This is a genomic window from Novimethylophilus sp., assembly GCF_036504375.1.
Taxonomy (GTDB): Bacteria; Pseudomonadota; Gammaproteobacteria; order Burkholderiales; family Methylophilaceae; genus Novimethylophilus.
In genome coordinates this window covers 14,919-35,489 of the sequence record NZ_DASXVH010000041.1, presented here as the reverse complement: position 1 = coordinate 35,489, position 20,571 = coordinate 14,919, and the positions used below count along the sequence as shown (strand labels likewise).

Genomic DNA, 20,571 nt, shown 5'->3' with positions numbered 1-20,571 from the left:
CGGAAAGGGTCGTCGTGGCCCTTTCCGTTTTTGTTGTCGTACTGGGCGGCTGTGGCAAGCGCGAGGCGTCGCCTCTGCCCGCCACACTTTCCACTTCCAGCGCGCATCAGGACGCGGCGGTGGAAACCTTTCTGAAAAAACATTGGGCGCGCCCTCTTGCCGCTCAAGGGGCGGTACCGGCACATTACAGCGCGCTGGAAGCCTCGCTGGCGCCAGCCGATTGCGGCAGTTGCCACGCCGAGCAGTACCGTGACTGGCAGACTGCGCTGCATGCCCATGCCATGGGGCCCGGTATCATGGGGCAGCTGGTTAACATGGCACCGGACGCGCGTGCGGAACACCAGGATTGCATCCGCTGTCATGCACCACTCTTCGAGCAAGCAGATAGCCTCTCCGCTGCGCTCGCCGATGTCAGTCACGCCTCACCGAACCCCTCAAAGTCCCCCGCACTGCACGAGCAGGGATTGATCTGCGCAGCTTGCCATGTGCGTGCCCATGAGCGCTTCGGCCCGCCACGGCGCGACGGCTCCGCACCCAATACGGCCCAGCGGACGGCCATGCCGCACAACGGCTTTGCCGCTTCAACCGCCTTTCAGGATTCACGCTTCTGCGCCGCCTGTCACCAGTTCCAGCCTGGCGATTTTGCCTTGAACAGCAAGCTGCTGGAAAATACTTACGAAGAATGGAAAGCCTCGCGCCACGCCCGCGAAGGCCGCAGCTGCCAGTCCTGCCACATGCCCGAGCGGCGCCACCTGTGGCGCGGGGTTCATGATCCGGACATGGTGCGTGCTGCGATTCAATTCGTGCCGGAGGGTGGCCAGATAATCGGCGGCGCAGTGCACGCTGCTCTGACGGTGCGCAACGCCGGAGCGGGACATTATTTTCCTACTTATGTGACGCCCAAAGCGATTGTCGAGATCGAGCAGATCGCCAGCGACGGACACGCATTGCCGGACACGCGCGTGGAGCGGGTGATCCAGCGTCAGGTGCCGCTGGACATCTCACGCGAGATCGCCGACACGCGCTTGCCGCCGGACGGGGAATTGCGCCTGGATTACGTCCGGCCCTTGCAGCGCGCTGCGGTAGCGCTTGTCTTTCGCCTGCGCGTCGAACCCGATGACTTCTACGCCGGATTCTACCGGTCACTGCTTACTGGCGATCTGGCCGGGCGTGGCCAGCAAATGATCCGCGCAGCGCTCAAGCGCGCCGAGTCCTCCGGCTTTGTTGCCTTTGAAACGCGACAGTCGTTGCCGCAACAATGAAGCTTTCTACTTTGCTTCGTCATTCGTCGGCAGTGGAGTTGCTACTCTGGCTGTGGTCCCACACGCCCTGCAGAGACTGCGACTAACGAAACATTTCTCAGAATTCGTCGCGCTCCGGGCGTGCAGCCATTCGCACCATTGTCAGATAGAACGAGGAGGCATTGCACGGGTAGGTTCCCTTCCACTCAGTGCTTCCGCAGCCCCAAGAAGCGGTTGCCAGGCTTCCTTAAAATACTACGTCGATAACGCAACAGCTACCGCTCCAATCTGCTGCTTGACATCGATAGGGATAAAACCGGTCAACTCCAGCATCCGGTCTTCAAATACATCTACCCCAGGGTGGGTACGCGCCCAACTTGCCACCACTTCGTCGCGCTGACACAACAAGGCTTCGATCTGCGGGCGAAACAGCACCATCATGGCGGAAATCCAGATATTGACCGGCCAGGAGGGCCACGCATGATCGATGTCGAAACGATCGAGCATACTGATGACATCCTCAGCCTTGTACCAAGCCTCGGCAGTCACCCAGCGGTTGGTGGCGAACAGGCCGGTGGGAAACCCATAAGCGTCCATGGAAATGGCAATCAGGTGTGAAAGCGCGTCTGCCCCCTGCGGCCACGTCTCTTCACCATCATAAGGGACGGGCTGTGCCCCTTCCAGCATGCCAGACTGGCGCAAGAATGTATGGAAATGCCCGTGTTCATTTGCCTCGGTGCGGTGGGCATGATAATAGTATTGGCTATGCGTGTCGGCATCGAACACGTCATCATTGGGGTAATGCTCCAGTTCGTAGAACTCGCCCTGCCCCTTCAGCACCTCGCCGACGATATTGAGTCCGGCCTTGCCCAGTACCCGGTAGCATTCGAGAATCCGCGCCCCGGCATCGGCCATGAGTTCCAGTTGTTCTCTTGGCAATACGGTGAAATCGATGGTTTCCATGGATATTTAACCCGGAAAAAAATGGCGATGAAGTGTGGCTTCATCGCCTCAAGTTTACTGCCAAGCAGACAGAGGGGACTATCTCGCCGCGCAGGGATTCTTGGCACCGCACGGATTTTTGGCAGCACAGGGGTTGGCAACACATGGATTGGCAGTTGCCTTGCCCGGCTTGAAAGTTTTTTGTACGTCTGCCGCGTAGGCGGTCAGCGCAGCCAGTTCACGCGAATCCCAAGCGAACGGCTTGGTCTGCATCGGCTTGACCATGCAGAACTGCACCATTTCCTCCAGCGTGATGGACTTCATGCCGGCGTTATCAACCGCCATTTGCACCTGATGGGGATACGGCTTGGCAAAGCTGGACTGGAACATTGCGCCGCCGGTATGGCAGCTAGCGCAGGAAATCGTACCGGGGCCGCTAAGTTTGGCACTGTTCCAGAGCTTTTCGCCCTCTTTCGCCAATTCCTTGTGGTTGCCTTTATACGGCTTGGTGCCCTTGGGACGTGTGACAAGCGTTGGATCGATCCGGTTGCCTGCCGCACAAGGGTTGGCGGCGCAAGGATTCTTGGCGGCACATGGATTTTTCGCCGCGCAAGGATTGACCTTGGGTGCACAGGGGTTGGGCGCCGCGATCAGCGGCGCAGGCATGGCGATCACCGCACTGAACAGCCCGGTAAGGATTGCCGCGCGTAGCGGCCTGATCTGGGTTTTCATGGTTAGTCTCTCCTCGGATTAGAGATGATTATTTCGCCGCGCATGGATTCTTCGCGGCACAAGGATTTTTGGCAGCACACGGATTCTCTGCTGCACAAGGGTTCTTTGCGCCACACGGATTACACGGATTCACCTTGGCGGCGCACGGGTTCTTTGCCGCGCAAGGGTTGTGATGCCGGTGTTGAGCTTCCTTGGGAGCACAAGGGTTGCATGGATTGGCATAGACAACCGGGGCACCGAGGGCGAGTGCCATCAGGCCGGCAGCCAGGGATGCGGTCAGGGTTTTGTGCTGGGATTCCATGAGTCATTCTCCTTAATGATTACTGCAAGTTTTAAAGTTGCCAGCACCGAAAAATATCCGGTTCCTGCGCATTAAACGAAGCATCTCGACAATCCTTACAACAATTATTTTATTTTTCTAAACCGCTGGGCAAGGAGTAAAGCCGGGAGTATGTTTCTCCAAACTCACCAATGAGGCCCCCATGAAATCGCAACGACTAGCCATTCTTGCCGCATTTGCCATGACGGCATTTGCCGCCAACTCCCTGCTTTGCCGTCTGGCGCTGAAACATGCGCAAATCGATGCCGCCAGCTTCACATCCATTCGCATCCTGTCGGGTGCCGCGATGCTCTGGCTCATCATGCGACTCCAGGGGAAAGCTAAACATGCCAGCGGCAGTTGGATTTCAGCCTTTGCGCTGTTTATCTATGCAGCCGCTTTTTCTTTGGCCTATGCCAGCCTGCCGGCCGGTACAGGTGCATTATTGCTCTTCGGCGCAGTGCAGACGACGATGATTTTTTGCGGCCTGCGATCCGGAGAACGGCTAAACAGGAGACAAAGTACAGGGCTTGCGATGGCCATTTCCGGACTGGCTGCTTTCATGCTGCCAGGAGTTTCGACCCCGCCTCTCATAGGAGCGGTATTGATGCTTATTGCCGGAGTTGCCTGGGCGATTTATTCGCTATTGGGAAAGGGTTCCAGCGATCCATTGGGAATGACCGCTGGTAATTTTTTTCGTGCCGTGCCACTGGCGATAGGCTCAAGTCTATTGCTGATGACGCGAATGCAGATGAATGAAACCGGAATCGTGCTCGCGATACTTTCCGGAGCAATCGCATCGGGGATGGGCTATGCCATCTGGTATCAGGTCGTGCGCGAAACAAGAACCACCAGCGCTGCAATCATGCAACTCAGCGTACCAGTCATCGCCGCCATGGGTGGCATGGTACTTCTGGGAGAAGCCGTCACATTACGGCTATATATTTCCTCCATGGCTATTCTTGGTGGAATTGCCATGGTGATCATGAAGGATTGAAATACTTAAATCGAACTTCCCCAACTTTTGTCTGGGAAGTCCAGATCAGGCCTTGACTATGGATATGGCCGGAGGTGCGATACATTCTCAATCCGGGCATGGATCCGATGCTGAAAAATACCACCGTTGGCGGATCCGGAACGGAAATTGTTTTCTAGTGCATCCGCGCAAACGCCAGCATCGCCGCGCCGATAATGCCCGCTTGATCATCGGCCTGGCTGGTTCTTACCTGCACCCGGCCGCGAAGCGCCGGAATCAGATCTTGCTGCAAGCGCGCATCAAACGTTTCTTTCATCAAGATCCATGATTGGCTCACTCCACCGCCGACCACGACCTGCGGTACATCCAGCACCTTGAGAATCGAAGCCAGCCCTTGTGCCAGTACGGCGCCGCCGCGGCGGTATGCCTCGATCGCATTGACGTCGCCGTCGCGGGCGAACACCGCGATCAGCGCCGAATCGAGGCCGTTGTCGCCGGCGAGTTCCGCGTAAGTCAATGCTATGCCGCTGGCGGAGGCGTATTGTTCCAGGCAGCCCCGGTTGCCGCAGCCGCATAAGCGGCCGCCGGGATCGACGATCAGATGGCCGATTTCCATGGAAACGCCATGTGCTCCGGGATATGGCTTGCCATCGAGAATGACGCTGCCGCCCACTCCAGTGCCCAAACCTATATAAATCATGCCGGCGGCGTCGCAATTGTCTGCGATGTATTCGCCGTAGCCTGCCGCCAATGCGTCGTTTTCCACCAGTACCGGTAAATTGAGCACCCGTGACAGCGGTGTGACCAGGTCCACATCGAGCAAACCGGGCATGTTCGGCGATTGCGTCACCATATGGGTCGCGGGGTCGATAAACCCGGGGAAGCCGATACCGACGGCGCACGCCTGCGGATAACGCGCTCTCGGTTCCTGGATAGCGCCCGACAAGGTATCCAGAATGAAATCAAGCGCCGCATCCGGCGGGTGGTCACGGCAAAATGCCGCGAAGTCGGCCTGCACGCGCTGTTCCCAGACAACTCCGTGCTTGGTGACGACCCCAACGCGCAGATTGGTTCCCCCCACATCCACGCCGATCAGGCAGGGATTGCCAGAATCTATTATTTTACTTAAACTAAGCATTGCAAGCCATTGTATTAATGAATTTCAATAGCAACATTCAATGGGCCTTCTATCAGGCTTAAATCCCAGCTCAGCACAATGGTCACCGCTTGCATGATTTTCTCGAATCCAGCCTCGGACTGGGAAACGCTAAAATGCGGCCATGATTTGAAATCCGCCACACGACTACTGCTCAACCTGACTTTCCCGCCCAGCACTTCATCTTCCAGCCAGATTTCATTGATCGCGTCCAGTTGCTGAGCCTGGCCGAAACCGCCGATGATATCTTCCCCTATTTTGAAGCGGCCGGCAGGGCCATCGCAGCTGGGCATCGCGAGATTGATCTCAACGCTGAAATACCCGCAAGCACCGTTGCCGAACCGATAATCGACGGCCAGGCTCGCGTGGTCGAGCACGATCATTTTTTCTATCTCGAACTTTTCCACGCTTGCCTTGAAAGACAAGGCCGCCCCCTTTCCTGCCGTCACCGCGTAGCGCAGCGGCAATAAGGAATCCGGTGCACCTTCATCCCGCCATTTGTCGATGAACAAGGTTTTGGGGTGATTGTCGGTACCAAGGTCCTCTATGCCGATCACTTGCTTGAAATTCACCCGCTCGTGTGGATTGGCAATGCCGTTGCCGCTATGTTCATGCGCATTGCCGGCATTGACCTTGCGGTGGTAATGCTCGGTCTGGCGCATCAGCGTATCGCCGAAGTTATGCTTGAGGCGATAGGCATCCAGTTCGCAAATCGATGCGCTGCCATCCATGCGCACTACCGCCTGCAACTTCGAATTATGCAAAAACACCTCGTCCCTGCCATCCAGATCGAGATCTATCATCTCTTTTGTGGGACGCGGCTCGACCGCGTCCAGCATTGCCTCCAGTGCGACGATGGCGTTGTAAACGGCACGCCGCAAGTGGGGCAGATAAAGCCCACCGAACAGGCCATGCCAATAGGCATCGTTGGCCTGGGACTGGTAAAGCTCATGCAGCATCGCCGGCGTTTTTTTTCCTTCCGGCAATGCATGGTAGCGATGTGACAGCGCCAGAGTACGTTTATGCATCCAGTTGGCTTCAGGAAAACGCATCAGGAAATTACGCCAGATGCCGCCGCGGATAAATGGCTTGCTGATTTCCCAGCGCCCTTCGCGCTTCTCCCGCTCCACCATGTCGGCATAGTGATGCGCGGCCGGCACCGGCAGTGCCCACTCATTCATTTCGCTGTACGAGGCGGTAGGCAGATAGACCACGCCGCGGGTACGTGCCCGTGCGTGATAATCGCAATAGCGCATGGGCCGGATAATGCTGGACGCCAGCACGCCTTCGATGAAATCCTTAAGCCAGCCTTTCTCGTAAACCCACTCGTAGGTTTCCGGCCAGATGCCGAATTTTTCGATATCGTCGAAATATACTGCCGCTGCCTGGTCGCTCTCATCGGCAAGGTTTTCCAAATAGGAAACCACTTCGTGCGCCGGAGAAAACGGCACACGATAGCGTAGCGCCTCAGAGATCGGGTACAGATCCAGTTTGCGGCCATCTTCTTCTGTGGTGTAAAAACCGTTCAGTTCGCCACCATGTTTGCCGGTACACATGAAGTGGTAGTCGTCCACCGTGACGTATTTCACACCGGCGTCGGCCAGTGCAGGCACCACGGTAGCTTCCCATACGCGTTCTGTGAGCCATGCCCCCTGCGGAGCTTGGTCAAATTTTTTTGTCAGATAATCGGACAGCATCGCGATTTGTCCCACCCGGTCACGCGCCGGAATCGCCGCCAGCACGGGCTCGGTGTAACCCGCGCCGAACAGTTCGGCCTGTCCGCGCTTCACCATTTCCTTCAGCAACTGCAAGTCCTGCGGGTAATGCGTCAGCAGGTAATCCAGCAGCCAACCGCTGCAGTGGATAGCGAAGTGAAAATTGGGATATTGGTAGAGTACGCGCAAAAAAGGGCCATAACAGCGCAAATGGGCATCGTCCAGCACCTGCGTGAAATTTCCGACCGGCTGATGCGCATGCACTCCCAGCAGCAAAGCGACAGTTTTTGCCATGTTGATCCTTATTAAGCTTATTCTTGACCGCGGCGCATCGTTCCGCCAGCCTCTACCTCGCCCCCGCCCGCGCTGATAACATGACCAAGCGCTGCCGGGACCGGCAGCTTAAGCAGACGGTAAAGGTTGGACAGGTTGCGCCGGTATAGCCGGTCGAAACTGGCTACGCTGTGCGAAGGATTGTAATCACCGAACCACCAGAACCAGTCCGAACCTTCGCAATCCGCCAACTGACGCTCTGCGGCTTGCTTTTCAGCGCTGTTGAGGCGACCATCCGACATCACCATGTCGTAATTGCGCTTGGCTTCGCACAACAGATCCCAAGCGCGGTTTTTGGCCGGGTCGCCTATCCAGGTGCTGAAATTGCCATATACCCAGCTGCCGGCCACCAGTCCCGGCAATCCTTCGGAAACGATGTTCGCACCGTGGAAACTTTCCACCTCCAATAACTCTTCGTTGACGGAGATGGCGGCGCAATGGCGCGTCACTTCGCCAAAGGTTGCCATTTCGATGAAAGGGTGCACGGCAAGCGTTTCGTAGAGCTCGCTAAGGAAATAGTAGGCATTGTAAGGATAGTATTCCCAGGCATTTTCACCGTCGAGTATGATGCTGATCACAGGCGTGTCGCCCTTGGGATGACGCAGCAAAATTTGTTCCAGTTCATGGACAAAATCATTGACGGCATCGCGCCCGTACCATTTGGAATACTCGAAGCCTATTTTGTCGGAAAGCCGATCATCGCGGAAAAATACGGTAATAGCATCATTGCCGTCTGATATCCGGTAAGGCTTGTAAAGATGATGCTTGTTGGCAGACAGTGCATTTTCGCCATAAGCGTGCAGCAGGCTGTTGGCCAGCACCCCTTCTCCGGTCGCCGCCCAACTGAAGCCCTGCTTGGCCAGCAGCATCAGGGATGCCTGCGACACCCCCCCCTCGGCTGGCCACACGCCTGCAGGAGCATGCCCGAAGCGTTGAACATGTGACTCCACTGCGGATTCGACGTGATGGCGCGCCCTGGTCAATCCGCCTGGATAGCGGCCGGTTTCCGGCAGAGGCATGCCCGGAACGGCCTCATGCGCGCTGTTGAAATCCAGCAATAATGGCAAAATAGGATGAAAATGCGGCGTCGTGGAAAGCTCGATCTGGCCCTTTTGTGCGAGATTGCGGTAACGCGGAATCAGGTCGACGATCAGGTTGCCTATCAGGTCGAACACCCCGCGCCGCTCTTCCCAGGTAAAACCGCATCCCTTGGCCATCAGCCGTACTACCAGCTCCGAGCTGCGGCGAACGCTCTCCCCCATCCAGGACAAGTGATACCAGACCAGTAAATCGGCCAGATACTGTCCGGAAAGATAAGCAATTGCTTCTTCGCTCTCCTGTTCCAGCATTTTGAAAATACTGTGGATGCGATGATAAGAAGGAAATGGCGTCACCATCGTTGCATGATTGCTGCGGAAGCAGCTGTCCAGCACGAGTTGGCGCTGCGCCGAGCTGACCGCATCCAGATTTTCGGTCGCCAGCAGCGCCAGTAGCGGGTCAGTCACCTGCCCCGTATGAAATTGTCCGGCATACTCTTCCAGCTGATCGAGCAGCACAGGCACAAAATTGAACGTTGCCTTGGCTTGCGGATTCTGTTCCAGATGGTATGCCATGTCGGTGTAGTCCTTGATGGCGTGCAGATATGTCCATGGCAACACAAAATCGCCGTTAACGTAATCGCGATAATCAGGCTGATGCATGTGCCAGTAAAGGCAGAGATAAAGCTTGCGAGAGTGAGACATAACACCTCAAGGCACAATGACACCGCAGATGTCATCGCGATTAAAAACTATTGATATGAATTGTCGAGACCTATGAATTATCTTGCTTGATGGATGCTCTGCCCCATCATGTCGGGAGTCACCAGCGTAATGCCTTTTTCCGAGACATAAAAACGTTTGCGGTCTTCATCATGGTTAACGCCGATCTGCATGCCGTCAGGGATGTTGCATCCCTTATCAATGACGGCGCGTCTGATGGTGACATACCGCCCGATATCAACCTTGGGCAAGATCACTGAGTCTTCGATCAGGCTGTAGCTGTTAACCCGTACGTCCGAAAACAGCAGCGAACGCTTCACGCAGGAGCCGCTGATAATGCAGCCACCCGACACCAATGCATCCACCGCCTTGCCGCGCCTGTCCTCTTCGTCGAACACAAACTTGGCTGGCGGTAGTTGTTCCTGGTAGGTCCAGATCGGCCAGTCTCTGTCATACATGTTGAGGTCAGGCACCACCTTGGTTAATTCCATATTGGCTTCCCAATAGGCGTCGATCGTACCCACGTCGCGCCAGTAGTGCCGCCCATCGGTGCTATTGACGCAACTGTCGGCAAAGCGGTGAGCGAATACGCGATATTTGCTGATCAGGTAAGGAATGATGTCATGGCCGAAGTCGTGAGTGGAGTCGGGGTCGTCCGCATCACGGATCAGTTGCTCATAGAGGAACGCGGCATTGAAAACATAAATGCCCATGCTGGCCATCGCCTGGGTGGGGTCGCCGGGTACGGGATCAGGATCTGCGGGTTTTTCGCGGAACTGGATAATGCGGTCGTTCTCATCCACCCCCATGACACCGAAAGCCGAAGCATCCTGAATCGGCACGTTAAGACAAGCTACTGTCATGTCGGCCTTGTTGCGCACATGGACGGCCAGCATTTGGCCGTAGTCCATCTTGTAGATATGGTCGCCTGCCAGGATCAGCACATATTCAGGCCCCATGACGCGCAAAATGTCGAGATTCTGGAATACGGCATCAGCGGTTCCTTTGTACCATTCTTCTTCGATGCGCTGCTGGGCCGGCAACAATTCGACGAATTCGTTGAATTCGCCGCGCAGGAAACCCCAGCCCCGCTGGATGTGCTGAATCAGGCTATGGGCCTTATACTGGGTCACCACGCCGATTCGGCGTATGCCCGAGTTCATGCAATTGGATAAGGGAAAATCAATAATGCGGAACTTTCCACCGAACGGCACAGCAGGTTTGGCCCGCCAATCTGTCAAGGATTTCAAACGAGATCCTCGACCGCCGGCGAGAATCAACGCTACCGTATTCTTGGTAAGAGCACTGACAAAACGTGGTGAAGTCGAATCCGGCTTCGATTCATGCTGCATTTTTGCCTCTCCTGATTTATAGTTTGCCTTTGGACACGCTTGGCGCCACCGCAAGCTAGCTAATGGGATTGCTCACAGCCATTATAGACAGGTTGAAAAGATAAAACCAACACCCCAAACCGGCCAATTGCAACCATTTGATATAGGCTTACCTTAATGGCAACAAAATCAAAACACGACCCCCAACTTAGCCTGATCATCGAGGCACGCCATCATAACCCTTTCGCCTGGCTCGGCCTGCATCAGGATCATGGCAAGCCGATACTGCGCAGTTTTCTGCCTTTTGCCGGTCGTGTCTGGGTACAAGTAAACGGTACCTGGGAAGAAATGCCTCGAACCCATCCGGATGGGCTTTATCTATGGCAGGGGGCAGGCAAACTGACCGCACCCTGCAGGTTGCGCTGGGAACAGGATGGCAAACTCCATGAGCAGCCTGACCCATACACTTTTCCACCGATGCTGTCGGAGCACGACCTCTATTTATTCAGCGAGGGACGGTTGCGCCAGGCTTATAAAATGCTGGGAGCCCAAGTGGTCGAGCATTGCGGCGTGCATGGAACGCGTTTTGCCGTTTGGGCGCCGAATGCCGAACGTGTCAGCGTCACCGGCGATTTCAACCGCTGGGACGGCCGCATTCATCCAATGCGTGCGCACGGTTCGAGCGGCGTATGGGAAATTTTCATTCCGGGCCTAGAGGCCGGCAGCCTGTACAAATTCGAAATACGCAACCGCCAGAGCGGGCATATCCTCGTCAAGACCGACCCCTATGGCAATAGTTTTGAAATGCGGCCGGGAACGGCCGCGCGGGTAACAGCTCCCAGCGTTCATCAGTGGAATGACGATGTCTGGATGCAGGAGCGCGCAAAATCGGATTGGTTGCATGCTCCTTTCAACGTCTATGAAATACATGCCGGATCCTGGCAGCGCGGCGAACATAACCGCTTTATTCAGTTCCGCGAATTAGCCGATAACTTGGTGCCTTATGTGAAAGACATGGGTTATACCCATATCGAACTGATGCCGGTAAGCGAACATCCGCTGGACGAATCATGGGGTTATCAGACTACCGGTTATTTCGGCGTTACCAGCCGCTTCGGTACGCCGGATGATTTTCGCTATTTTGTGGATACCTGCCACCAAGCTGGTATCGGCATCCTTCTCGACTGGGTGCCAGCGCATTTCCCCAAGGACAGCTGGGCCCTGGCGCGCTTTGACGGCACCCCGCTGTACGAGCATGAGGACCCGCGGCTGGGAGAGCATCAGGACTGGGGGACCTATATCTTCAACTACGGCCGCAACGAGGTGCGCAACTTCCTCATCTCCAACGCCTATTATTGGCTGAGCGAATTTCATATCGACGGACTGCGCGTGGATGCCGTGGCCTCGATGCTCTACCTGGATTACTCCCGCAAGAATAATGAATGGCTGCCCAACAAATTCGGCGGCCGTGAAAATCTGGAAGCCATAGAATTCATCAAGGAACTGAACATGATGGTGCATCAGGATTTTCCCGGTGCGCTCACCGTTGCGGAAGAGTCCACCGCATGGCCGATGATTTCGCGCCCCGTCTATCTCGGCGGGCTGGGCTTCTCGATGAAGTGGAACATGGGCTGGATGAACGACACCTTGGCTTACATCGAACACGACCCTGTACATCGGCACTTTCATCACAACCAGCTCACGTTCGGCCAGCTATATGCCTATACCGAGAACTTCGTGCTGCCGTTTTCGCACGACGAAGTAGTCCACGGCAAGCGCTCCCTGCTGGACAAAATGCCAGGAGATACATGGCAAAAATTCGCCAACCTGCGCCTTCTTCTCACCTATCAGATGACTTACCCCGGCAAGAAACTCAATTTCATGGGTAACGAGTTCGGGCAGGGGCGTGAATGGGCTGTCGGTAGCGCATTGGATTGGAATTTGCTGGATATTTCATGGCATAAGGGCGTACAAAATTTGACGCGGGATCTCGGCCGCCTCTATCATTCGACCCTCGCTTTGCACGAACTGGATTTCACGCCGGATGGCTTTGCCTGGATCGATTGCCACGATGCCGACCAGTCCATTGTCAGCTATCTGCGTCTCGCGCGGGACGGCAGCTATGTCATCGTCGCCCTCAACTTTACCCCGGTTCAGCGTCATGGGTATCGCATTGGCGCGCCAGATAGTGGAAAATATCGCGAATTATTCAACAGCAACGCAGAAACCTACGGTGGCAGCAATACCGGCAACGGCGTTGGGCTGGAAGCAGAAAACACCCCTTGGATGGGCTTTCCGCACTCATTGGTCATTACCGTGCCGCCGCTGGCTGGCATCATTATTCAACACAATTAATAATATTTTAGCTATGTCTCAGTTGACCCAAACCCCGTCCTGGCAAGCACTGGTTTCGCACCAGCGCGAGCTCTCAGCGCAGCATATGCGCGATCTGTTCTCGGCGGATCCGGCACGTTTCGATAAATTCTCGCTGCAATTCAATGATATTTTGCTGGATTACTCGAAAAACCGTATCACCGAACAAACGATGTCCCTGCTGCTGGCGCTAGCCCGCGACCGTAATGTCGAACAATGGCGGGAACGCATGTTCACCGGCGAAAAAATCAACTTTACGGAGAATCGGGCGGTATTGCATACCGCGTTGCGCAATCGTTCCACCAAGCCGGTGCTGGTGGATGGAGAAGACGTCATGCCGGGCGTCAACCGCGTGCTGTCCCAGATGCGGGATTTTACCGAACGTGTGAGGAACGGCATTTGGCGTGGTTATACCGGCCAACCGATCATCGACATCGTCAATATCGGTATCGGCGGCTCAGACCTCGGCCCGTTCATGGTGTGTGGTGCGCTCAAACCTTATAGCCGGCCTGATCTGCGTGCTCACTTCGTATCGAATATCGACGGCGCGCACCTCGGCGTCACGCTGCAAAAATGTAACCCGGCCACCACCCTGTTCGTTGTTTCTTCGAAGACCTTCACAACGCAGGAGACCTTGACCAATGCACGGTCGGCCCGTACCTGGTTCCTGGAAACGGCCAAGGACGAAGCGCAAATCGCGAAGCACTTCGTGGCCTTGTCCACCAATGCCCATGAAGTGGCAAAGTTCGGCATCGATACCGCCAACATGTTCGAATTCTGGGACTGGGTAGGTGGGCGCTATTCCTTGTGGTCAGCCATCGGTCTATCGATAGCGCTGCATATTGGCATGGATAACTTCGAAGCCCTGCTGCAAGGCGCGTTCGAGATGGATCAGCATTTCCGCAATACGCCGCTGGAAAAAAACATGCCGGTTATGCTGGCGCTGCTGGGCGTGTGGTACAACAATTTTTTTGATGCGCAGACGCATGCCATTCTGCCTTACGATCAGTCGCTGTCGCGATTTTCCGCATACTTCCAGCAGGGCGACATGGAAAGCAACGGCAAATTTGTCGATCGCGATGGCCAGCGTGTGGATGTCGCCACCGGGCCCATCATCTGGGGCGAGCCCGGCACCAACGGCCAGCATGCGTTCTACCAGCTCATCCATCAGGGCACCAAGCTGATTCCCTGCGATTTTATCGCACCGATGAAGTCACATTACCCTGTCGGTGATCACCACAAGATTCTTCTTTCCAATTTCTTCGCACAGACCAAAGCGCTGATGAATGGCAAGACCGAATCCGAGGCGCGTGCGGAGCTGGAAGCTGCGGGTCTGTCAGGGGAAAGGCTGGAAAAACTATTGCCCCATAAGATATTCGAAGGCAATCGCCCTACCAACTCCATCCTGTTCGATAAGCTCGATCCGAAAACCATGGGTTCGCTGATCGCACTTTATGAGCACAAGATTTTTGTGCAAGGCATTATCTGGAACATCAATTCTTTTGACCAGTGGGGCGTGGAATTAGGCAAGCAGCTGGCACAGGCGATGCTGCCAAAGCTGTTCGACAACAACCCGATTTCAAGTCATGACTCATCAACCAACGGCCTGATCAACCACTATAAAAAATGCTGCCTGTAGCAGCGTTTCGACCATCGACGGCAGCGTGCATGTCATGCGCGTCCGCCGTCTTCATGCATCATTAGCGATCGTTAAAGAAAGCGATATTCAGACAACGATCATTGACGAAAGTCAGTTCAACCGTTTTATACGTGTGCTTGTCATCGTAACGGACCATGTTCTGGTAATACCACATTTCCACTTTCGCACCATTGCTTTTATCCAGCGGACGGCCTAACGTAGTTTCGGCCTCGGATGGCTTACTGGCTTGGCTGGTACGCACCGGTTTACCAACAACTTCGGTAACCTGTTTGGTGGATTTATGGCTGAACAAATTGATGAACTCGTTCTCATCATAAGTTCTGGCGGAGGATTTGGCGGCTTTTACGGCTTTCTCTGCCGCACCGGCTTCCATTTGCGGCGCTGCAACGATAAGCGAGATAGTGCAAAAAACAGCCAGGAATTTCTTCAGATGCATGGAGGTAATCCTTTATAGTCGGTTCGATTTAATTATCGCATTGCGATGCACTTCATGCCAGCGCCAGCCTCAGGCCATCGTATCCTACATTCACCCCGGCAGGCAAACCGGATTGCAGCATTGCATATTCGAGTTCGTGAGTCATATGGATGAGGTATGTTTGTCGTGCGCCGATGAGACTCGCATAAGCCAGGCTTTGTTCCACATTGATATGCGTATGGTGAGGCTTGAAGCGCAGGCAGTCGAGGAGCACCACATCCAGACCATGCAATAATTCCATCGATCCAGGTGGAATCTCCGAAATATCGGTAAGGTAGGCAAAATTCCGGATACGCCACCCAAGAATATTGGCTCTGCCGTGCTTGACCGGGATGGGGATGACGCGTTCGCCACAGATATCGAATGGGCCATCTACCGCTTCCGCCCTCAACACCGGCATTTCCCAACTGGTGCCGGGCTCATGCAAGGTATAGCCGAAGCGTGTGCCAATGTTATCTATGGTATACGCATTGCCGTACAACGGAATCTGTTTTTTCTGCATCTGGCAAAAGGCGCGCAAATCATCGATGCCATTGAGATGGTCAGCATGAATATGGGTGTACAGCACTGCGTCAACCCGCCTGATATTCTCGCGCAATGACTGCAATCGCAAGTCAGGGGCAGTGTCGATCAGGATAATTTCCCCGCCGTCGGTTTCTATCGCGGACGAGCACCGGGTTCTGTTATTGCGAGGATCTGCAGAGGTGCAGGTGGCGCAATCGCAGCCAATCACCGGCGTACCGGCGCTGGATCCAACACCGAGAACGATCAGTTGCAAGGCTGGGCCTGGTTGAAGAGGCGGAAAAAATTGGCCGTAGTAGCCTCACCCACCTGCTCCACCGATACGCCACGCAAACGTGCGATCTCTTCGGCGACATGTTTGACGAAAGCCGGCTGATTGGTCTTGCCACGATATGGTACCGGCGCCAGATAAGGCGAATCGGTTTCGATCAGCATGCGCTCCAGCGGAACCTTTTGCGCGAGTTCCTTCAGGGCGGTTGCATTCTTGAATGTTACGATACCGGAAAACGAGATGTAGAACCCCAGTTCCATCGCATGCTGTGCGACATCCCAACTCTCGGTAAAACAGTGCATGACGCCGCCGACGCGCTGTGCATTCTCATCCCGCATGATTCTCAGCGTATCCTCGGCGGATTCGCGCGTATGGATGACGAGCGGCTTGGCCGACGCAATGGCGGCGCGGATATGGAGGCGGAAACGCTCACGCTGCCACTCAAGGTCGCCTTTGAGGCGGTAATAGTCCAATCCGGTCTCGCCGATGCCGACCACCTTGGGATGCTGCGCCAAGCGCACCAGTTCCTCGACCGTGAACTCGGGCTCGTCCTCGTAATCGGGATGAATACCCACTGTGGCGAACAGATTGTCGTGAGCCTGCGCGACCGCCAATACCTTGTGGAAATCGCGCAGATTGACGCTGATACACAAGCCATAGCCGACATTGTTAGCACGCATGGCCACGAGCACGCCGTCAAGGTTCTGTGCAAGATCAGGAAAATCGAGATGACAGTGGGAATCGATAAACATCAAAAAGAACCACCTGTAGCGGAAGCTACATCGTGTGAGTGGGGCGCGCGGATTTCATCGCGCCTCCTAATAGTCCTTCAATCTTGTTGCGCGCCTCGATACCGCCGTCTTTTTCGCTGAACTGTATGCCTACCCCTTGCGGACGACCACCCTGCGTAACAGGCGTAATCCAAGCGACGCGGCCAACCACCTTGAGCTTATTGGGATCATCCAGCAACGAAAGCAGCATGAACACTTCCTCGCCGAGCTTATACGTACGATTGGTGGGGATGAATAACCCCCCGCCCTGAAGAAAAGGCATATAAGCCGCATAAAGGGCGCCCTTTTCCTTGATGGAAAGCGACAGCACGCCCGGCTTTGGAGCAGTTGTGGGGGCTGATGCCTGTTCGTCCTTTATCGGTTCTTCACTCATGATCTGGTAGAGCCGGGAAACAATTGCGCATAACGCACCAGTAATGCCTCCAGCTGCAGTTCGGTATTCAGGGAATGTGACACCTGCGCACGCGCCTCTATGAGTATGCGCTGAAACTCCAACAGCAGCCGCAAGTCTACGCTTTTGCCCATGGCTTGCAAAGAGGGTCGCTGGTGCGGAAAATAACGCACCTGGTCCGCGAGCCGAACCGACATCAAGTCGTAACACCATTTCTGTAATGCGGCAATGGCCGCGCCAAAATCGTTTTTCGCCCATGCTGTTGCCGCACTGAATGGATCGATGCGTCCGCCCAGGGAAAGCTGACCGGCAAATGCTTCGATCTCCTCCCGTACCGCGGCGCTATCGGCTTCCATGGCCGCAAGCGGGGCACCACCGGTTTGAGCGAGACAGAATGCCGATGATGTAACGCCTTGAGCCGACAACCATGCCTCAGACGCTGAACGGCTCGGCACCGGCATGGCGATTTTATGGCATCGGCTACGGATGGTTGGCAATAAACGCTGAGCTTGATGCGTAATCAGCAGGAACAACGTTGCCGGCGGCGGCTCTTCAAGCATTTTAAGTAGCGCGTTGGCAGCGTTGGCATTCAGCGCTTCAGCCGGATGCAACACCATGATGCGCAACCCATTGCGGTGCGTGGACAACGCAGTCAGCTCATTCAAGGCCCGGATTTGATCGACTACGATAAAGCGCGATTTCCTCCTGGACCGGCTCGTTACCGTATCCCCTTCGGCATCGCTAACATCAGCTTCGCCTTCGGTTCTGTCCTCGGGTTCAATCAGACGAAAATCCGGGTGATTGCCCTGCGCCATCCAGCCGCAGCTTAGGCAGCCGCCGCAGGCAAAACCAGCGTTATCCGGCGACTCGCACAGCAGAACATGTGCCAGCGCGCGGGCAAAAGCCAATTTTCCGATGCCTTGCCGTCCATGCAATAACAGGGCGTGCGGCATACGCTCACGCATCTCCAGAATGCGCTGCCATGATTCAATCTGCCATGGATATATTTCTATATTATTCAAATTGATATAAATATATCTTCAAGTACTTTCCTGATAGACTCCAGCGATTGACTGGAATCTATAATACGAAACCTTGCTGGAAACGAGCTTGCTCGTTCCTGGTAGGCGGCGCGTATGCGTTTAAAAAACGCGGCATTCTCACGCTCAAACCGGTCGGGATCACGCGCTCCTGCCAACCTCTGACAGCTTACCGAGACCGGCACATCAAACAACAATGTCAAATCAGGCTGCAAATTTCCTTGCACCCAATTTTCCATAGTTTTGATCTTGTCTTTGGAAACGCCGCGCCCGCCGTATTGATAGGCAAAGCTGGCATCGGTAAATCTGTCTGAAAGCACCCATGCGCCTCTTTCCAATGCAGGCAGAATAACCTTGTCAATATGCTCCCGCCGGGCTGCAAACATCAGCAGGGTTTCGGTCTCGGGATGCATCGCTTCGTGTAGCAGCAGTTCGCGCAGGCGCTCACCCAGCGGAGTACCGCCCGGTTCGCGCGTGACCACTGTTTCATGGCCACTCGATTTCAACAGTTCGGTAATGAACGGCAGATGAGTGCTCTTGCCTGCTCCGTCCACGCCTTCCAGGGTAATGAATTTGCCTCGTTGCATCAGTTCTTGCCCAACTGGTATCTGGTCACCGCGCGATTATGCTCCGTCAAGGTTTTTGAAAAAACGTGACTGCCGTCGCCCTTGCCTACAAAATAAAGATAGCCGGTATCCATATCAGGGTTAAGGGCCGCTTCGATCGCGCCCATTCCCGGATTGGCGATTGGTGTAGGAGGCAGACCACTGCGCGTATAAGTGTTGTAGGGGTTATCGGCCAGCAAGTCTCTTTTTCGGATATTGCCATCGAAGCTCTCCCCCATACCATAGATGACGGTAGGATCAGTCTGCAATCGCATGCCCATTTTCAAACGATTGAGAAATACCCGGGCGATTTTTGGACGCTCTTCCGTCTTTCCGGTTTCCTTTTCCACAATGGATGCCAGTATCAATGCTTCATAGGGGGTGGCATAAGGCAAGCTAGGCGATCTTGTTTGCCAGGCAGAATCCAGTTTCTGATGCATGGCCTGATAAGCTCGCTTGAGGATATCCAAGTCGCTCATACTGCTGGAAAAATAATAGGTATCAGGGAAAAACAATCCTTCTGGATAAGGTTCGGAAGCACCGATACGCCGCAGGATCTCGGCATCGGAAAGCCCCATGCCCAGATGCTTAATACCTTCATGGCGATTGAGTTCATCGCGCATCTGATGAAATGTCCAGCCTTCGATGAACGTAATGCCGATTTGCGTGACGTCGCCATTGGTCAGCATGCCGAACAGCCGGTATGGGGAAACGTCCGAATCGAATAGATAATTGCCTGCCTTGAGATCGGCGGCGTGCCCGGTCAGACGCGCCATTATCATGAAGCTCCACGGTTCCTCAAGCATGCGCTCCTCGACCAGCTGGCGCGCGACGGTACGGATGGTACTGCCCGGCTTGACGACGAGCGCATGCGGCTTGTCGGGTATGGCGAGAGGCGTTTGGGAAAAATGCCACAGCCATGCTGCACCGGCTATGGCTAATATGGTCGCTAGTAATGTCAACCTAGAAACTAATCGCATCATCATCCTTACGCAGTTTTTCGCGCAAGCGCGACGCCAATGTTCCCACCGGCCATGCATGGCTGGCCAAATGCCTTACCTGCCAGGCTCCAAACAGGCTATTGCAAATAACAACTTCATCCGCGTCCATCAATTCCGATAAACGCAGGTGCCTGGTCTCTGCCGTATATCCCAACACAGGCGCCAACTCCAATACGCGTTCGCGCGTTACACCAGCCACTCCGCAGCGAGACAGGTCCGGGGTAACCAAGGTATCGCCCATCCGGACAAACAAATTGCTCATGGTACATTCGATGACATTGCCATCGTCATCCAGCAGCAAACCGTCGGCGATCTGGGAATCGACCCATTCCATGCGCGCCAGTACATTTTCCAGCCGATTGAGATGTTTAATGCCTGCCAGACGCGGCTGACGGGCAAGACGCGTAGCACATAAAAACAATGTCACGCCCTCGGAAAAATGGCTTTCCGGGTAATTCGGCAAAGCCGTTTTACTCACGACCCTGGTCGGCTGGGCAAGAGGCGGTACCGCATATCCGCGCTCACTCTCACCGCGGGTGATCGTAACCTTGACCACGCCGTCTTCACCATTCCCCACCAGTTGGGCAATGTCGGCGCGCAAAACTCCTTCAGCAGGACACACGATTCCCAAAGCATTGCAATCAGCTTGCAAGCGCCGGTAATGCCGACCCCAGCAATGCGGCATGCCGAAATATATGGGCAATGTACGGAACACTCCGTCGCCATAGGCAAAGCCACGGTCAAATGGCGTCAATCCATTTTCACGACGTCCATTAACGAGGTATACATGTACATATTGCATGGAGCGCTATTGTACCGGCTACCGGTCATTTCAAGGCAACGACATTCGCTCGGATTGTTTCATAAATAGATAATTGGAATAGTTTTGAAGTTCTTCACAAAACCTGTGGATAATATTGTGAGCAATCCATGGAAA

18 protein-coding genes are annotated in these 20,571 nt (G+C 54.9%); 4 read left to right on the top strand and 14 right to left on the bottom strand.

Annotation, left to right across the window (positions count from 1 at the left end; all coding sequences use genetic code 11):
• Positions 1–14 precede the first annotated feature (14 nt).
• Positions 15–1,262, top strand: a complete 1,248-nt coding sequence (locus VGK14_RS05675) for a multiheme c-type cytochrome (protein WP_331507970.1) — start codon at positions 15–17, stop codon at positions 1,260–1,262.
• 234 nt (positions 1,263–1,496) lie between these two features.
• On the opposite strand, the gene VGK14_RS05670 is transcribed toward VGK14_RS05675, so the two are convergent.
• Positions 1,497–2,204, bottom strand: a complete 708-nt coding sequence (locus VGK14_RS05670) for a DUF6969 family protein (protein WP_331507969.1) — start codon at positions 2,202–2,204, stop codon at positions 1,497–1,499.
• Between the two features lie 78 nt (positions 2,205–2,282).
• Positions 2,283–2,915, bottom strand: coding sequence for a cytochrome c peroxidase (locus VGK14_RS05665; protein WP_331507968.1), 633 nt, complete (start codon positions 2,913–2,915; stop codon positions 2,283–2,285).
• Positions 2,916–3,397: 482 nt separating this feature from the next.
• Here VGK14_RS05665 and VGK14_RS05660 point away from each other — a divergent pair, with 482 nt between their 5' ends.
• A complete protein-coding gene (locus VGK14_RS05660) occupies positions 3,398–4,231 on the top strand; it encodes a DMT family transporter (protein WP_331507967.1) in 834 nt (277 codons plus the stop codon).
• A gap of 154 nt (positions 4,232–4,385) precedes the next feature.
• On the opposite strand, the gene VGK14_RS05655 is transcribed toward VGK14_RS05660, so the two are convergent.
• From VGK14_RS05655 to glgC, 4 genes are all read right to left on the bottom strand, one after another.
• Entirely contained in the window at positions 4,386–5,348 is a 963-nt protein-coding gene (locus VGK14_RS05655; protein ID WP_331507965.1) for an ROK family protein, read from the bottom strand.
• A gap of 14 nt (positions 5,349–5,362) precedes the next feature.
• On the bottom strand, positions 5,363–7,375 hold the full coding sequence (locus VGK14_RS05650) for an alpha-amylase/4-alpha-glucanotransferase domain-containing protein (protein ID WP_331507964.1): 2,013 nt from the start codon (positions 7,373–7,375) through the stop codon (positions 5,363–5,365).
• A 17-nt stretch (positions 7,376–7,392) separates the two neighbouring features.
• Complete coding sequence (locus tag VGK14_RS05645; protein WP_331507962.1) at positions 7,393–9,114, bottom strand: glycoside hydrolase family 57 protein; 1,722 nt, start codon at positions 9,112–9,114, stop codon at positions 7,393–7,395.
• Positions 9,115–9,233: 119 nt separating this feature from the next.
• A complete protein-coding gene (gene glgC / locus VGK14_RS05640) occupies positions 9,234–10,526 on the bottom strand; it encodes a glucose-1-phosphate adenylyltransferase (protein ID WP_331508034.1) in 1,293 nt (430 codons plus the stop codon).
• 156 nt (positions 10,527–10,682) lie between these two features.
• Between glgC and glgB the strand changes: the two genes are divergently transcribed.
• On the top strand, positions 10,683–12,860 hold the full coding sequence (glgB, locus tag VGK14_RS05635; protein ID WP_331507961.1) for a 1,4-alpha-glucan branching protein GlgB: 2,178 nt from the start codon (positions 10,683–10,685) through the stop codon (positions 12,858–12,860).
• Between the two features lie 13 nt (positions 12,861–12,873).
• A complete protein-coding gene (gene pgi / locus VGK14_RS05630) occupies positions 12,874–14,517 on the top strand; it encodes a glucose-6-phosphate isomerase (RefSeq protein ID WP_331507960.1) in 1,644 nt (547 codons plus the stop codon).
• Between the two features lie 61 nt (positions 14,518–14,578).
• On the opposite strand, the gene VGK14_RS05625 is transcribed toward pgi, so the two are convergent.
• From VGK14_RS05625 to pabC, 8 genes are read right to left on the bottom strand one after another with little or no spacing between them, the layout of a single operon-like run.
• Positions 14,579–14,974, bottom strand: coding sequence for a hypothetical protein (locus VGK14_RS05625; RefSeq protein WP_331507959.1), 396 nt, complete (start codon positions 14,972–14,974; stop codon positions 14,579–14,581).
• A 52-nt stretch (positions 14,975–15,026) separates the two neighbouring features.
• Positions 15,027–15,791: an MBL fold metallo-hydrolase gene (locus tag VGK14_RS05620; RefSeq protein WP_331507958.1), complete on the bottom strand. Its 765-nt coding sequence runs from the start codon at positions 15,789–15,791 to the stop codon at positions 15,027–15,029.
• Positions 15,782–16,558, bottom strand: a complete 777-nt coding sequence (locus VGK14_RS05615; protein WP_331507956.1) for a TatD family hydrolase — start codon at positions 16,556–16,558, stop codon at positions 15,782–15,784. Before VGK14_RS05615 ends, VGK14_RS05620 begins: the two co-directional genes overlap by 10 nt.
• Positions 16,559–16,583: 25 nt before the next feature.
• Complete coding sequence (locus tag VGK14_RS05610) at positions 16,584–16,970, bottom strand: PilZ domain-containing protein (protein ID WP_331507955.1); 387 nt, start codon at positions 16,968–16,970, stop codon at positions 16,584–16,586.
• Positions 16,967–18,010: a DNA polymerase III subunit delta' gene (gene holB / locus VGK14_RS05605; RefSeq protein ID WP_331507954.1), complete on the bottom strand. Its 1,044-nt coding sequence runs from the start codon at positions 18,008–18,010 to the stop codon at positions 16,967–16,969. Before holB ends, VGK14_RS05610 begins: the two co-directional genes overlap by 4 nt.
• On the bottom strand, positions 18,007–18,615 hold the full coding sequence (gene tmk / locus VGK14_RS05600) for a dTMP kinase (protein WP_331507953.1): 609 nt from the start codon (positions 18,613–18,615) through the stop codon (positions 18,007–18,009). Before tmk ends, holB begins: the two co-directional genes overlap by 4 nt.
• A complete protein-coding gene (gene mltG, locus VGK14_RS05595) occupies positions 18,615–19,613 on the bottom strand; it encodes an endolytic transglycosylase MltG (RefSeq protein ID WP_331508033.1) in 999 nt (332 codons plus the stop codon). Before mltG ends, tmk begins: the two co-directional genes overlap by 1 nt.
• A complete protein-coding gene (gene pabC / locus VGK14_RS05590; protein ID WP_331507952.1) occupies positions 19,597–20,436 on the bottom strand; it encodes an aminodeoxychorismate lyase in 840 nt (279 codons plus the stop codon). The genes mltG and pabC overlap by 17 nt, the downstream gene beginning before the upstream one ends.
• Between the last annotated feature and the right edge of the window lie 135 nt (positions 20,437–20,571).

What these genes read in the sequence shown, in the direction of transcription:
- VGK14_RS05660 (WP_331507967.1), top strand. Translation starts at nt 3,398, where the DNA reads ATGAAATCGCAACGACTAGCCATTCTTGCCGCATTTGCCATGACGGCA.
- pabC (WP_331507952.1), bottom strand. Translation starts at nt 20,436, where the DNA reads ATGCAATATGTACATGTATACCTCGTTAATGGACGTCGTGAAAATGGA.
- VGK14_RS05645 (WP_331507962.1), bottom strand. Translation starts at nt 9,114, where the DNA reads ATGCATCAGCCTGATTATCGCGATTACGTTAACGGCGATTTTGTGTTG.
- pgi (WP_331507960.1), top strand. Translation starts at nt 12,874, where the DNA reads ATGTCTCAGTTGACCCAAACCCCGTCCTGGCAAGCACTGGTTTCGCAC.
- glgC (WP_331508034.1), bottom strand. Translation starts at nt 10,526, where the DNA reads ATGCAGCATGAATCGAAGCCGGATTCGACTTCACCACGTTTTGTCAGT.
- mltG (WP_331508033.1), bottom strand. Translation starts at nt 19,613, where the DNA reads ATGCGATTAGTTTCTAGGTTGACATTACTAGCGACCATATTAGCCATA.
- VGK14_RS05615 (WP_331507956.1), bottom strand. Translation starts at nt 16,558, where the DNA reads ATGTTTATCGATTCCCACTGTCATCTCGATTTTCCTGATCTTGCACAG.
- VGK14_RS05610 (WP_331507955.1), bottom strand. Translation starts at nt 16,970, where the DNA reads ATGAGTGAAGAACCGATAAAGGACGAACAGGCATCAGCCCCCACAACT.
- VGK14_RS05670 (WP_331507969.1), bottom strand. Translation starts at nt 2,204, where the DNA reads ATGGAAACCATCGATTTCACCGTATTGCCAAGAGAACAACTGGAACTC.
- VGK14_RS05655 (WP_331507965.1), bottom strand. Translation starts at nt 5,348, where the DNA reads ATGCTTAGTTTAAGTAAAATAATAGATTCTGGCAATCCCTGCCTGATC.
- tmk (WP_331507953.1), bottom strand. Translation starts at nt 18,615, where the DNA reads ATGCAACGAGGCAAATTCATTACCCTGGAAGGCGTGGACGGAGCAGGC.
- VGK14_RS05650 (WP_331507964.1), bottom strand. Translation starts at nt 7,375, where the DNA reads ATGGCAAAAACTGTCGCTTTGCTGCTGGGAGTGCATGCGCATCAGCCG.
- VGK14_RS05665 (WP_331507968.1), bottom strand. Translation starts at nt 2,915, where the DNA reads ATGAAAACCCAGATCAGGCCGCTACGCGCGGCAATCCTTACCGGGCTG.
- glgB (WP_331507961.1), top strand. Translation starts at nt 10,683, where the DNA reads ATGGCAACAAAATCAAAACACGACCCCCAACTTAGCCTGATCATCGAG.
- VGK14_RS05625 (WP_331507959.1), bottom strand. Translation starts at nt 14,974, where the DNA reads ATGCATCTGAAGAAATTCCTGGCTGTTTTTTGCACTATCTCGCTTATC.